Below are 12,725 nucleotides of genomic sequence, written 5' to 3'. Positions count from 1 at the left end.
AAAAGATGATTTCATTGTCCATTTTTTGTTCACTTTTAATAAAAAGTTAGTTGACTAATAGTGTTAATGCTTTAATTTTTTTCTGAAACGGACAAATTTGCTTGCGTAAAAGCCATTAGACTATCTGATTCTATAATTTGTTTAACTGATCTAACAATACCAAAGATCATAGTTCTTTAATAATAAAAACACTTCATTAGTTGCGTTGCCTCAACTAATGAAGTGTTCCTCTATTTAAAAATTTAGTTTACTTAAATTCTTATTTGTTTTTTAGGTTGTAGAAAGCTTTTTTACCTTCGTATACTGCTAAGTCGCCTAATTGATCTTCGATACGTAACAATTGGTTGTATTTAGCAATACGGTCAGTTCTTGAAAGAGAACCTGTTTTGATTTGTCCAGCATTTGTTGCAACTGCAATATCAGCAATTGTTGAATCTTCAGTTTCACCTGAACGGTGAGAAACTACTGCAGTGTAGCCAGCTTTTTTAGCCATTTCGATAGCATCGAATGTTTCAGTCAATGTACCAATTTGGTTAACTTTGATAAGAATAGAGTTTGCAACTCCCATATCAATTGCTTTAGCTAATTTTTCAGTGTTTGTAACGAATAGATCGTCACCAACTAATTGAACTTTATCGCCTAAGATTTCAGTTAATTTTTTAGTACCTTCCCAGTCATTTTCATCTAATCCATCTTCGATAGAGATAATTGGGTATTTTTCAACCAAGTTTTTGTAAATTTCAATCATTTCATCAACTGTTTTTTCGCCTTCGCCTGAACTAGCTAAGTCGTAAACACCTTTTTCTTTGTTGTAGAATTCTGCTGAAGCAGCATCCATTGCAAGCATAACGTCTTCACCAGGTTTGTAACCAGCTTTTTTGATTGCTTCGATAATAACTTCGAAACCTTCTTCGTTAGAACTTAGGTTTGGAGCGAATCCACCTTCATCACCAACTGAAGTAGCTAATCCTTTTGATTTCAAGATTCCAGCTAATGCATGGAATACTTCAGCACCCATACGTAAAGCTTCTCTAAATGTAGGAGCTCCTACAGGCATGATCATGAATTCTTGGAAGTCGATACTGTTGTCAGCATGTGAACCACCATTGATGATGTTCATCATAGGTGTTGGCAATACTTTAGTATTGAATCCACCTAGGTATTGGTATAAAGGAACATCTAGGTAATCAGAAGCAGCACGTGCTACAGCGATAGAAACACCTAAGATAGCGTTAGCGCCTAATTTAGCTTTGTTTGGAGTTCCGTCTAATTCAATCATTGTTTTGTCGATTGCCATTTGATCGCGAACGTCAAAACCGATAAGAGCTTCAGAGATGATGTTATTTACGTTATCTACTGCTTTTAAAACACCTTTTCCAAGGTAACGAGATTTGTCTCCGTCACGTAATTCAATTGCTTCATGTTCTCCTGTTGAAGCTCCTGATGGAACCATTCCACGGCCAAATGCTCCGCTTTCTGTGTAAACTTCTACTTCGATTGTTGGGTTACCGCGTGAATCTAATACTTCGCGAGCTAAAATATCTGTAATAAATGGCATTTAATTTCTCTCCTTTTAGTGTAAAAAATTTTTAGTGCCAGGGCTTTGCCCATGGCCTTATTTTAATGAGTTTAGCTGTCAAATGCAAACAATTTAAGTTTTATTTGACTATTTATTTTTAAAATTATTTTATTAAAAGAATTCATGCAAAGTCTGCAGCTTTTACATGGGTTGTCTTTCAATGTGACGTTCTATTGATTTGATTTGATTTTATTTTTGAATCAACGATACACCAGTCATTTCAACTGGTTTTTCAATATTTAATAGATCTAACATTGTTGGTGCGATATCAGCTAAGCGACCGCCTTCGCGTAATGTTGCGCCTTCTTTAGTTACAATTACAGGGACTGGTACGGTAGTGTGTGCAGTATGCGGTTTGCCTTCAGGTGTAAGCATTGTTTCTGCATTACCGTGGTCAGCAAAGATAATTGCATGTCCGCCTTTAGCAGTGATTGCATCTACCACACGACCTAGGTTTTCATCAACAGCTTCGACCGCTTTGATCGTTGGTTCAAGCATGCCTGAATGTCCAACCATATCTGGGTTTGCAAAGTTTAAGATGATTGCGTCGTGTTTGTCGGCTTCAATATCTGCCACTAATGCATCTGTAACTTCATAAATACTCATTTCAGGTTTTAAATCATATGTTTCCACTTTTGGAGATGGAATCAAGATACGATTTTCGCCTGGAAACTCTTCATTACGTCCGCCATTCATAAAGAATGTAACGTGTGGATACTTTTCAGTTTCCGCAATACGTAATTGAGTGAGTCCTTTATTTGAAAGAACTTCCCCGACAACATTTTTTAAAGCAATTGGTGGGAAAGCTATTTCAGCTTTGATACTAGGATTATACATGGTCATTGTAACAAGTTTAAGATTTTGTGCTCTTTGTCCACGATCAAAGAATTCCCATTCATCATCTGTTATAGCATTTGACAATTGGATCGCACGGTCAGGACGGAAGTTAAAGAAAATGATTGAATCATTATCTTGTAAAGTTGCAACTGGTTTTCCGTCTTTTTCAATAACGGTCGGCATAACAAACTCGTCAAATTTTTCTTTGTCGTAGCTTGCTTGTACAGCTTCTAATGCATTAGAAGCCTTAACGCCTTCACCATGAGCTATAGCATTGTAAGCTTTTTCTACACGTTCCCAACGTTTATCGCGGTCCATGGCATAGAAACGGCCAGAAACAGTCGCAATTTCGCCTGCTCCAATTTCCATGATAGCTTCTTCTAACTGTTTAACATAGTTGATACCAGAGTCAGGTGCAACATCACGGCCATCTAAGAAAGCATGTACATAGATATTTGGCACACCTTTTTCTTTAGCTGTTTTGATCAATGAAATCAAATGATTGATATGGCTATGCACTCCACCATCTGATAAAAGTCCGAACAAATGCAAATTAGATTGCTGTTTGATCGTACTTTCCATTGCACCGCTTAAAACAGGATTTGTTTGGAAATCGCCGTCCATAATTGCTTTATCAATGCGTGTTAAGCTTTGGTAGACAATTCGTCCAGCTCCAATATTTGTATGTCCTACTTCAGAATTCCCCATTTGTCCTTCTGGAAGACCTACATCTAAACCAGACGCTTTTAATGTACCATGAGGGTATTTTTCTAAAAGATGATCAAGATTTGGTTTTTTAGCTTGGGCTACTGCGTTACCCATGACTTCACTACGACATCCTAATCCATCAAGAATGATGATGGCTACTGGTGATTTTGTCATTATTTAACAGCCTCCAATAGTGCTAAGAACGATTCTGCTTCTAAGCTTGCTCCTCCTACTAAAGCTCCATCAATATCTGACTCAGCCATGTATTCAGCAATATTCCCAGGTTTTACACTGCCGCCGTATTGAATACGTACAGCATCAGCAACATCTTGAGAAACTGCTTTTGCAATTGTTTGACGAATAACGGCACACGTGTCGTTTGCATCTTTGGAAGTTGATGATTTACCAGTTCCAATTGCCCAGATAGGTTCGTAAGCAATAACAGATGCGGCTACTTGACCTTTTGTTAAGCCAGCGATTGCTGCTTTAACTTGACCACTAACCCATTCATTTGTTTCTCCAGCTTCGCGTTGTTCTAACGTTTCACCACAGCAAATGATTGGAATCATACCATTTTTAAAAACAGCATGTGCTTTTTTATTGATTTCTTCATCAGTTTCATGGAAGATTTCACGACGTTCAGAATGACCGATGATAACGTAGTCTACTCCTAGATCTCCTAAAGCTACAGGGCTAGTTTCGCCTGTGAATGCTCCAGCTCCTTCAAAATAACTGTTTTGAGCAGCAATTCTTAATTCTGTTCCTTCTGAAGCTTTAACTAAAGATTGTAAAAATAAAGTAGGAGCTCCAACAACTGAATCTACTTGTTCAGAAGAAGGGATTTTTGTTTTAACAGCCTCAACAAATTCAGCAGCCTCAGCAGCTGTTTTGTTCATTTTCCAGTTACCTGCAATAATTGGTTTACGCATAACATAACTTCCTTTCTCTAATTGAAATGAATTATTTGTTTGAAATAGATGATACACCTGGAAGTTCTTTGCCTTCAAGGTATTCTAATGATGCTCCGCCACCTGTAGAGATGTGAGTGAATTGTTCTGCAAAACCTAATTCCATTGCTGCTGCTGCAGAGTCTCCTCCACCAATAATGGTAGTTGCTTCAGTTAAGTTAGCAATTGCTTCGCAAACACCAATTGTTCCTTCAGCAAAGTTAGACATTTCAAATACGCCCATTGGTCCATTCCATACAACTGTTTTAGCACCTTGTAATTCTTTAGTGAATAGTGCAGTTGTTTTTGGTCCAATATCAAGTCCCATTTGATCAGCCGGTACAGCACCTTCATGAATTTCAGTTGGTGTATCATTACTGAATTCTGGAGATGTAATTGAATCGATTGGCAAGATCAATTTATCTCCGCCTTTTTCGATCAAGCTTTTAGCTAATTCAATTTTATCTTCTTCGACTAATGATTTACCGATTTCAATGCCTTTTGCAGCATAAAAAGTGTAAGTCATTCCGCCGCCGATAAGAACTTTATCCGCTTTGCTTAATAGATTTTCAATAACACCAATTTTATCGCTGACTTTTGCGCCACCTAAGATAGCCACAAACGGACGTTTAGGTTCGTCAACTGCGCCACCGATAAATTTAATTTCTTTATCCATTAAGAAACCAGCAGCTGTTTCAAGATTTGAAGCCACTCCTACGTTAGAAGCATGTGCACGATGAGCCGTACCAAATGCATCATTGACAAAAACGTCGCCTAAGCTTGCCCAGTATTTGCCAAGTTCAGGATCATTTTTGCTTTCTTTTTTACCATCAACATCTTCAAAACGTGTGTTTTCAAATACTAATACATCGCCAGCATTTAATTGGTCGATAGCATTTTCTAATTTTTCACCGCGTGTTTCAGGTACAAATGTAACGTCTTTTTTCAATAATTCGCCTAAACGTTCAGCGATAGGACGTAAACTTTTGCCAGCTTTGTCTTCTTCTGTTTTCACTTTACCTAAGTGAGAGAACAAAATAACTTTTCCACCTTGTTCGATCACATATTGGATAGTTGGTAATGCTGCTTGAATACGGTTGTCATTAGTAATAACGCCGTCTTTCATTGGCACATTAAAGTCCGCACGAACCAAAACTTTTTTACCTTTTAAATCTAAATCAGTTACAACTTTTTTCACCATGAAGGTTCCTCCTCTGAAGAGCAATTATCTGTAAATATTGATTTTTGAAAAAATAAAAGCGAGGAAGCGCGTTGCCTCCCCGCTTTTTACTATTTCTATCCTAATTTAAGTCTCTCGTTAAAGATTAACCTAATTTAGCAAAGTATTCTAGAGTACGAATTAATTGTGAAGTATATGACATTTCGTTGTCATACCAAGCAACAGTTTTAACAAGTTGTTTGTCACCAACAGTGATAACTTTTGTTTGAGTTGCATCGTATAATGAACCAAATGACATACCTAAGATATCAGAAGAAACGATTGGATCTTCAGTATATCCGTAAGATTCGTCAGAAGCTGATTTCATTGCTGCATTGATTTCTTCAGCAGTTACTTTCGTTTTTAATACAGTTTGTAATTCAGTTAATGAACCAGCAGCAACTGGCACACGTTGTGCAGCTCCATCTAATATTCCTTTTAATTCTGGTAATACTAGGCCAATTGCTTTTGCAGCACCAGTTGTGTTAGGAATGATGTTAGCTGCTGCAGCACGGGCACGACGGAAATCGCCTTTTGGATGCGGAGCATCTAATGTGTTTTGGTCACCTGTGTAAGCGTGGATTGTTGTCATTAAGCCTAATTCAATACCGAATTTGTCATTCAATACTTTAGCCATAGGAGCTAAACAGTTAGTAGTACATGAAGCACCAGAGATAACTGTTTCAGAACCATCAAGAGTTTCATGGTTTACATTGTAAACGATTGTTTTCATGTCACCAGTTGCTGGTGCAGAGATAACAACTTTTTTAGCTCCTGCTTTGATGTGTAATTCAGCAGCTTCTTGAGTAGTGAAGAAACCAGTACATTCTAATACGATGTCAACTCCAAGTTCTCCCCATGGAAGTTCTTGTGGGTTACGGTTGCTTAAAACTTTAACGTCTTTACCATTAACTGTAAATCCGCCTTCTTTAACTTCAACTTCACCATTGAAACGGCCTTGTGTTGTATCATATTTTAGTAAATGAGCTAACATGTTTGGTTCTGTTAAGTCGTTAACCGCAATCACTTCGATACCTTCTAATTCTTGAATACGACGGAATGCAAGACGTCCAATACGTCCGAAACCATTAATACCTACTTTAACTGTCATAAATATATTTCCTCCTTTAGGAATCATACAATAAATTTATTTTAAAGGGTTATCCCTGTTAAAATCTCATTAGCAGCACCTTCATCTGTGATCAACCACGTATGACCGGGTGCTTTTTTCATGTAAGCTTCAATTGCTTTAGCTTTGGATTTTCCACCAGCTACAGCAATCACACTAGCAATGTTTGCCAGGTTTTTTGACTGCATTCCAATTCGGGGTATTTTATATACCACTTCACCAGACTGATCGTAAAATTCTCCAAACGCTTCTCCAACTGCCGCTTTATTTTTAATCAGAGCTAGAACATCTTCATTCATTCCTCTGCGTTCCGCCATAAGCTTTGCATCACCGATACCAAACAAAACACAATTCGCATCATTTACTAACTTAAGCGTTTTTTTGATTCCAGGTTCTTGCAAGAGCGGTTTATATGTTTCTTCACTTACTTGTTCCGGAACATACAGAACACGGTTTTCGCCGCCTGTCCTTTGTGCCATCAAAGAAGTGATCGAATTCGCTTGTATATTAAGTGATTCTCCTAAGCCGCCTCGAGCTGGAACAAATAGCAGCTTTCTTTTTCGAGAAAGAGTTTCATTCATTTGATTTGCCACTTCTGCCATAGTTGTACCGCCCATTACAGCAATAATATTATCGCCTTCCGGAAGCAAAAAGTTCAAAGCTTCCATTGCAGCACGGCCTATTTCCTCACGTAATTTGGGCTGATCGTCTATATCACCGGAAATTATCACACATTGTTCTATTTCCAAATAAGAGGCAAGTTGTTTTTCTTTCTCTCTCATTCCCAATAATTGACCCATTAATTGGTCTAATTGGTGGTAAACGGTTTCGCCTTTTTCAGTTAATTCCATTCCCATTTTTGAAGTTTTTATTAGCTCTTGCTTCTTAAGGCCTTCTGATTCTGTACGTAAAACACGTTCTGTGATTCCCATACGATCAGCTAAAACTCTTCTGCCCACCGGACCTAATAAAAAAACATTGCGCAAAATATGGTAACGATTCTGAAGTGTATACATGATGTCTGGAATGACTTCTTCAATAACGGATACTACGCTTTGCATGAGCGACCTCTTTCTACGTTGGACGCTTTGTGACCGCGTTAGTCGTTTGGCGACCCTTGTTACTTAAAAAAACAAGAGAATCAAAATGAAAATTAAACTATCAGTTTCCTGGTTCTGTTTTATTATCATTAATCAATAGTACTGAAAAGCACTATTACCATCTCTCACATCAATTATTGTAACAGTTATCCGATTATCTTTCAACTATTATGTTTCTAAGTTTTTCATTAAATTACACAAAGAAAGTTTGAATGAATTATGTCTTTTTCACAAAAAAATACTGCTCTCAACTTCTACACTTGTTCAATACGCGCTTTGATCAAGCCTTTAAGTTCTTGTTGTTTGATATTCTCATCAAAAATATCTTCTTCAATAAAAACTGTAGGAACCAATACAATCTCTGCTCCGTTTGCTTCTTGTACGATTTCTTTAACCTTAGTTCCATTTGATTGAAGCGTTAAGTTTCTTTTTTCGACTGCATATGCTGCGATCTCATCAGAATTCGTTAATCTTCCCCACTCTTTTTGGTGAGCAAAAAAGAAATCTATTTCTTCAAGTGCCTTCTCAGGATCAGAGTAGTCTAAATATTGATGCAGAACATTTCCTTTTCTCAACCCCGCTGTTTCTTTATCAAAATGTTTGATTATTCGCTGTACTTTACCTGCAAAGACATACTCAGTTAATAGATCTTTTGAATCCTCATACCATATTTTACAATACGGGCATGCCAAGTTAATAAATTCGATTACTTTAACTGGAGCACTTTCACTTCCAACCTTAATTCCAGTGGTTGTATTGACCTTGTCCGATTTTATATTGCTGACATCCATTAAAAGTCCTCCCTTATTCGCTAATTATTTTCATTATACAGATTATAGTAAGTCAATTAAAAGGATTTGGCTTATTCTTTTTAAAAAGGCTATCAATAAAAAAAGATTGGAGCGTTGCTCCAATCTTTTTTTATTTTATTCTTCAATTAGTTTACTCACATAGATTGTTTCTGCTTATTTGCTTAAAGCAGCACTATTTTCCATAATTTCGTCAATCAAACCATATGCTTTTGCATCTTCTGCAGACATATAATTGTCTCTATCTGTATCGCTTTGGATAACTTCAATTGGTTGTCCTGTACGTTCTGATAAAATTTTATTCAAACGTTCACGTGTCTTCAAAATATGACGGGCAGCAATTTCAATTTCTGTTGCTTGTCCTTGTGATCCGCCTGATGGTTGATGGATCATGATTTCAGCATTTGGCAAAGCATAACGTTTACCTTTTGTACCAGCTGTTAATAAGAAACTTCCCATTGACGCAGCCATACCCATTGCTATCGTTTGGACATCTGCTTTGATAAAGTTCATTGTATCGAAAATTGCTAATCCAGCAGTTACACTGCCTCCTGGTGAATTGATGTAAATATAAATATCTTTTTCAGAATCTTGTGCATCTAAAAATAACAGCTGAGCGATTACAGCATTTGCAAGATCATCATCTACTGGACCACTTAACATAATAATACGGTCTTTTAAAAGACGAGAATAAATATCATAGGCACGTTCACCTCTTGATGACTGTTCGATTACTGTAGGGACTAAGTTCATAATTTGATTCCTCCTCAATTGTTTACTACTTTTAAGTGACTAAACATCGACTCAATACATTACTAACTGTATTCTACTCCATTGGTCAATGAAGGTCAATTTTTTTGTTCGTTATTTTTTTGATAAAAAAAAGTGATTAGAAGTTTTGCTCTAATCACAAAAATGCCCCCTGAGGGAATCGAACCCCCATTTTAAGAATCGGAATCTTACGTGATATCCATTACACTAAGGGGACTACTACTACAATAATGCTAACCTAATGAAGGGTCCATTATTCTCTGATGTTAGCAAAATACCAACTATTATAGTGTAGCCCAGTTATAATAAAAAGACAAGCAGAACTTCCAGACTAACGACGCATGAATTTTCTCGTAAAGAGATTTTTTTGCTTTACTGAATAGATTCATTTGTTTTAATTTTTTCAGTTCCTTTTGTCAATTTTCGCGAGGTCTTTAGATCTTAATTTTTCTGCCATTTCGTTTAACTTGCGTAATCGATGATTGATCCCAGACTTGCTGATCGTTCCGCTCGGGATCATTTCTCCTAATTCTTTTAAAGTTACTTCTGGATTTTCTAAACGAACAAGCGCGATTTCTCTTAATTTTACTGGAATCTTATCTAATCCAATTCTAGCATCAATAAACTTGATGCTTTCGATTTGTTTACCTGCAGCATCGATCGTCTTATTTAAATTAGCATTTTCGCAGTTAACTAAACGATTGACCGAATTTCTCATATCTCTGATAATACGAACATCTTCAAATTTAAGCATACCACTAGTTGCCCCAATCAAGGCTAAAAAATCGGCAATCTTTTCTGCTTCTTTCAAATAGGTGATGTATCCATTACGTCTTTCTAATGTGCGAGCATTCATATTAAATTGATTCATCATTTGACAGATATCATCATTATGTTCCTCGTAACTTGAGTAGATTTCAAGATGGTAACGACTCGTTTCTGGATTATTGACCGATCCTCCCGCTAAAAATGCGCCGCGTAGATAAGATTTGACTTTTTGTGTATTGCCTATCACTTCATCTGAAACATGGCTATGCAAAAACATTCCCTCCATAATTGATAAATCTGAAAGAACTTCTTGAGTTCCATGTTTTAATCGTACGACATAAACATTATTTTTTTTTAATTTCATCTTCCGGCGAACCAACAGTTCACTTTCAACATCAAAATGATCTTTTAATAAAACATAAATTCTACGTGCAATTGCTGCATTCTCAGTTTGAATATTTAAAATAAATTTTTTGTCGACCAAACCAACTGTTCCATTCATACGAATCAACGCAGCTAATTCAGCTTTAGCATGCTCTCTGTGAACTTCTAATTGCGTTAATTCTTTCTTCACCTCTGAAGCATAAGACATATAATAGCCTCCTTTCTTTTTTGAATTGATTTACTAACTATTTTTTCTTTCTAAGCGTCTATTATCGAAAGCTATTTTAAATAATTCATCCACAACTTTTTCCCTATTGTGGAAAACTCCTTGATCTCTTAATTCAAGAAAATCATCCGATATAATAGAAGGAACTTCCTCAGCAAGTTTTTTAAAATCATGTGTTACTTGTACTAAATATTCATTGTAGCGTTCAGCATCGATATAATTTTCTGGTACTTCACCGATATTGACCAAAACTGTATCAATAAATTTTTCACCCAAGTGCTTATGCAATACGCTGACATGATCTGCATCAGTAAAATTCTCTGTTTCACCTAATTGAGTCATTATGTTACAAATGTAGACTACTTTTGCTTTTGTTTCTGTGACTGCTTTCCCTAAATCTTCAATCATTAAATTAGGTAAGATACTCGTAAATAAGCTTCCCGGACCTAATACAACCATATCTGCATCATGAATAGCAGCGATCACTTTTCTAGAAGCTTTGGCTGCGTGGTCATCTTCTGCTGTCGTTATATACACTCGTTCTATTTTTTTTCTTTCGATTGCAATTTTAGATTCTCCTGCTATTTTAGATCCATCTTCAAAAATAGCATGCAAAATCAAAGCTTCTTCTGCCGCTGGATAAACATGGCCATCTACCATCATCATTTTAGACAACAATTGGATTGCTTCAAAAATACTTCCTCTCATTTCGGACATTGCAGCAATAATTAAATTCCCTATTGAATGTCCAGCTAAAAAATTATCATGCGTATCAAATCGATACTGAAAAATATCTTTTTGTGATATTGGAATATTGGAGAGTGAAATTAAAACATTGCGAATATCTCCTGGCGGAACAATGTTGGCATAATTCCTCAGTGTTCCGCTGCTTCCTCCATCATCCGCTACTGTTACAACCGCCGTTAGATCTGCTTGCTTTGATTTAAGGCCCTTCAGAATAACAGGTAACCCAGTACCTCCGCCAATGACAACTATTTTAGGCCTGTTTTTTTTTCTTTCTTGTATCATGAACGATTCACCGATTCTTTAACCTTTCCTTTATCTCGATGAGTAATATGAACTGGATAGCCATCAATTTTAATTTTTTGTGCAATGCGTTCTACTAAAGCTACTGAACGGTGTCTCCCACCTGTACAGCCAATGGCGATCGTTACATTATTTTTACCTTCTTTTTTGTAGCCTGGTAAAATATACTCCAATAAATCTGTGAATTTACGGTAAAACATTTCCGTTTCTGGCTGTTTCATCACGTAGTCATATACAGGCTTATCCACCCCGGTCAACGGTCTCAAATTATCGATGTAATGAGGGTTAGGTAAAAAGCGAACATCCATAACGACATCTGCATCAATAGGTAATCCATATTTAAATCCAAATGAGACCATTTCAATTCTAAATAACTCGGTATCAGCCGTTTTAAAATCACTATTGATTTTTTCTCTTAATTGACGCGGTGTTAATTTCGAAGTATCGATAACAATTTGCGCCCGACCTTTTATTTCTTCTAATAATTCTCGCTCTTTTTTTATGCCTACGATAACGCGCCCACTCATTGCTAATGGGTGTGTTCGACGGGTTTCTTTATAACGAGACACCAATTCCTCATCACTAGCATCTAAAAAAACGATTTTTGTCGTGACAAGAGATGTATTATCCATTGATTCTAAAGCTTTTACAATTTCTTCAAAAAAAGCTCTCGAACGTAAATCGATCACTAAAGCAATTTTTGTTAATTTCCCTGATTCTTTAACTAGTTCCCAAAATTTCGGTAATAAGCTTGGTGGCATGTTATCCACACAAAAATAACCCATGTCCTCAAAACTTTGCATTGCTACTGTTTTGCCTGCTCCACTCATTCCAGTAAGAATGACTAATTGTAGACTATCTACCATCTTATTCGCCTCTTTCTTTTGGTACTTTTTATTCCATCCTACTAATTATAACACTCCGGGTGTTCCATGTATAGTCATCTTGACCTTTTCAATAAATCTTCGTCCTTCGCTAATCGTTTACTCAATAAGATGGCTCTCATACATTTCTTATCCCTGTCTCTACACAAGCAGATCCGTTATTCCAGAAGAAATTTCTTTATAAGATGTCCACACCATTTGACATAGAAACCATTTTTCAAACAATCGATATATAACAAAAAAAGGATCTGTTCATCAGTTTCCTGATAAACAGATTCTTTATTCTTAACTATTTATGTCCTAGCCACGTTGATTTT

At 36.5% G+C, this 12,725-nt stretch carries 11 protein-coding genes and 1 tRNA gene; all 12 read right to left on the bottom strand.

All coding sequences use genetic code 11. The annotated features are described in order from the left end of the window. Window positions 1–259: 259 nt before the first annotated feature. Complete coding sequence (eno, locus tag BR50_RS07305) at window positions 260–1,558, bottom strand: phosphopyruvate hydratase (RefSeq protein ID WP_034547515.1); 1,299 nt, start codon at window positions 1,556–1,558, stop codon at window positions 260–262. Window positions 1,559–1,768: 210 nt separating this feature from the next. Then, window positions 1,769–3,298 (bottom strand): 2,3-bisphosphoglycerate-independent phosphoglycerate mutase, encoded by a 1,530-nt coding sequence (gpmI, locus tag BR50_RS07300; protein WP_034547513.1) that lies wholly within the window; start codon window positions 3,296–3,298, stop codon window positions 1,769–1,771. Next, window positions 3,298–4,053, bottom strand: a complete 756-nt coding sequence (gene tpiA, locus BR50_RS07295) for a triose-phosphate isomerase (RefSeq protein WP_034547511.1) — start codon at window positions 4,051–4,053, stop codon at window positions 3,298–3,300. Before tpiA ends, gpmI begins: the two co-directional genes overlap by 1 nt. A 31-nt stretch (window positions 4,054–4,084) precedes the next feature. Then, window positions 4,085–5,272, bottom strand: a complete 1,188-nt coding sequence (locus BR50_RS07290; protein WP_034547509.1) for a phosphoglycerate kinase — start codon at window positions 5,270–5,272, stop codon at window positions 4,085–4,087. Window positions 5,273–5,396: 124 nt separating this feature from the next. Then, window positions 5,397–6,401 carry a type I glyceraldehyde-3-phosphate dehydrogenase gene (gene gap, locus BR50_RS07285; RefSeq protein WP_034547507.1) on the bottom strand — a complete coding sequence of 335 codons (1,005 nt, stop codon included), beginning with the start codon at window positions 6,399–6,401 and terminating at the stop codon, window positions 5,397–5,399. A 41-nt stretch (window positions 6,402–6,442) separates the two neighbouring features. Continuing rightward, window positions 6,443–7,480, bottom strand: a complete 1,038-nt coding sequence (locus BR50_RS07280; protein ID WP_034547506.1) for a sugar-binding transcriptional regulator — start codon at window positions 7,478–7,480, stop codon at window positions 6,443–6,445. A gap of 293 nt (window positions 7,481–7,773) precedes the next feature. Then, window positions 7,774–8,310 carry a thioredoxin domain-containing protein gene (locus BR50_RS07275; RefSeq protein ID WP_034547505.1) on the bottom strand — a complete coding sequence of 179 codons (537 nt, stop codon included), beginning with the start codon at window positions 8,308–8,310 and terminating at the stop codon, window positions 7,774–7,776. Window positions 8,311–8,484: 174 nt separating this feature from the next. After that, a complete protein-coding gene (gene clpP / locus BR50_RS07270) occupies window positions 8,485–9,081 on the bottom strand; it encodes an ATP-dependent Clp endopeptidase proteolytic subunit ClpP (RefSeq protein WP_034547503.1) in 597 nt (198 codons plus the stop codon). A gap of 163 nt (window positions 9,082–9,244) precedes the next feature. Then, window positions 9,245–9,316: transfer RNA gene (locus tag BR50_RS07265), tRNA-Arg, on the bottom strand. Between the two features lie 186 nt (window positions 9,317–9,502). Further along, a complete protein-coding gene (whiA, locus tag BR50_RS07260) occupies window positions 9,503–10,459 on the bottom strand; it encodes a DNA-binding protein WhiA (RefSeq protein WP_034547501.1) in 957 nt (318 codons plus the stop codon). 33 nt (window positions 10,460–10,492) lie between these two features. Then, window positions 10,493–11,506 (bottom strand): gluconeogenesis factor YvcK family protein, encoded by a 1,014-nt coding sequence (locus BR50_RS07255; protein ID WP_034547499.1) that lies wholly within the window; start codon window positions 11,504–11,506, stop codon window positions 10,493–10,495. Beyond that, complete coding sequence (rapZ, locus tag BR50_RS07250; RefSeq protein WP_034547497.1) at window positions 11,503–12,390, bottom strand: RNase adapter RapZ; 888 nt, start codon at window positions 12,388–12,390, stop codon at window positions 11,503–11,505. Before rapZ ends, BR50_RS07255 begins: the two co-directional genes overlap by 4 nt. Between the last annotated feature and the right edge of the window lie 335 nt (window positions 12,391–12,725).

The organism is Carnobacterium alterfunditum DSM 5972, assembly GCF_000744115.1.
In the GTDB taxonomy this organism is placed as follows: Bacteria; Bacillota; Bacilli; order Lactobacillales; family Carnobacteriaceae; genus Carnobacterium_B; species Carnobacterium_B alterfunditum.
Note: the sequence above shows the minus strand (reverse complement) of the source record. Positions and strands in the feature narration are given on the sequence as shown.

Excerpts from the sequence above, each read along its gene's own strand:
- eno (WP_034547515.1), bottom strand. The coding sequence starts at position 1,558 with ATGCCATTTATTACAGATATTTTAGCTCGCGAAGTATTAGATTCACGC.
- gpmI (WP_034547513.1), bottom strand. The coding sequence starts at position 3,298 with ATGACAAAATCACCAGTAGCCATCATCATTCTTGATGGATTAGGATGT.
- tpiA (WP_034547511.1), bottom strand. The coding sequence starts at position 4,053 with ATGCGTAAACCAATTATTGCAGGTAACTGGAAAATGAACAAAACAGCT.
- BR50_RS07290 (WP_034547509.1), bottom strand. The coding sequence starts at position 5,272 with ATGGTGAAAAAAGTTGTAACTGATTTAGATTTAAAAGGTAAAAAAGTT.
- gap (WP_034547507.1), bottom strand. The coding sequence starts at position 6,401 with ATGACAGTTAAAGTAGGTATTAATGGTTTCGGACGTATTGGACGTCTT.
- BR50_RS07280 (WP_034547506.1), bottom strand. The coding sequence starts at position 7,480 with ATGCAAAGCGTAGTATCCGTTATTGAAGAAGTCATTCCAGACATCATG.
- BR50_RS07275 (WP_034547505.1), bottom strand. The coding sequence starts at position 8,310 with ATGGATGTCAGCAATATAAAATCGGACAAGGTCAATACAACCACTGGA.
- clpP (WP_034547503.1), bottom strand. The coding sequence starts at position 9,081 with ATGAACTTAGTCCCTACAGTAATCGAACAGTCATCAAGAGGTGAACGT.
- whiA (WP_034547501.1), bottom strand. The coding sequence starts at position 10,459 with ATGTCTTATGCTTCAGAGGTGAAGAAAGAATTAACGCAATTAGAAGTT.
- BR50_RS07255 (WP_034547499.1), bottom strand. The coding sequence starts at position 11,506 with ATGATACAAGAAAGAAAAAAAAACAGGCCTAAAATAGTTGTCATTGGC.
- rapZ (WP_034547497.1), bottom strand. The coding sequence starts at position 12,390 with ATGGTAGATAGTCTACAATTAGTCATTCTTACTGGAATGAGTGGAGCA.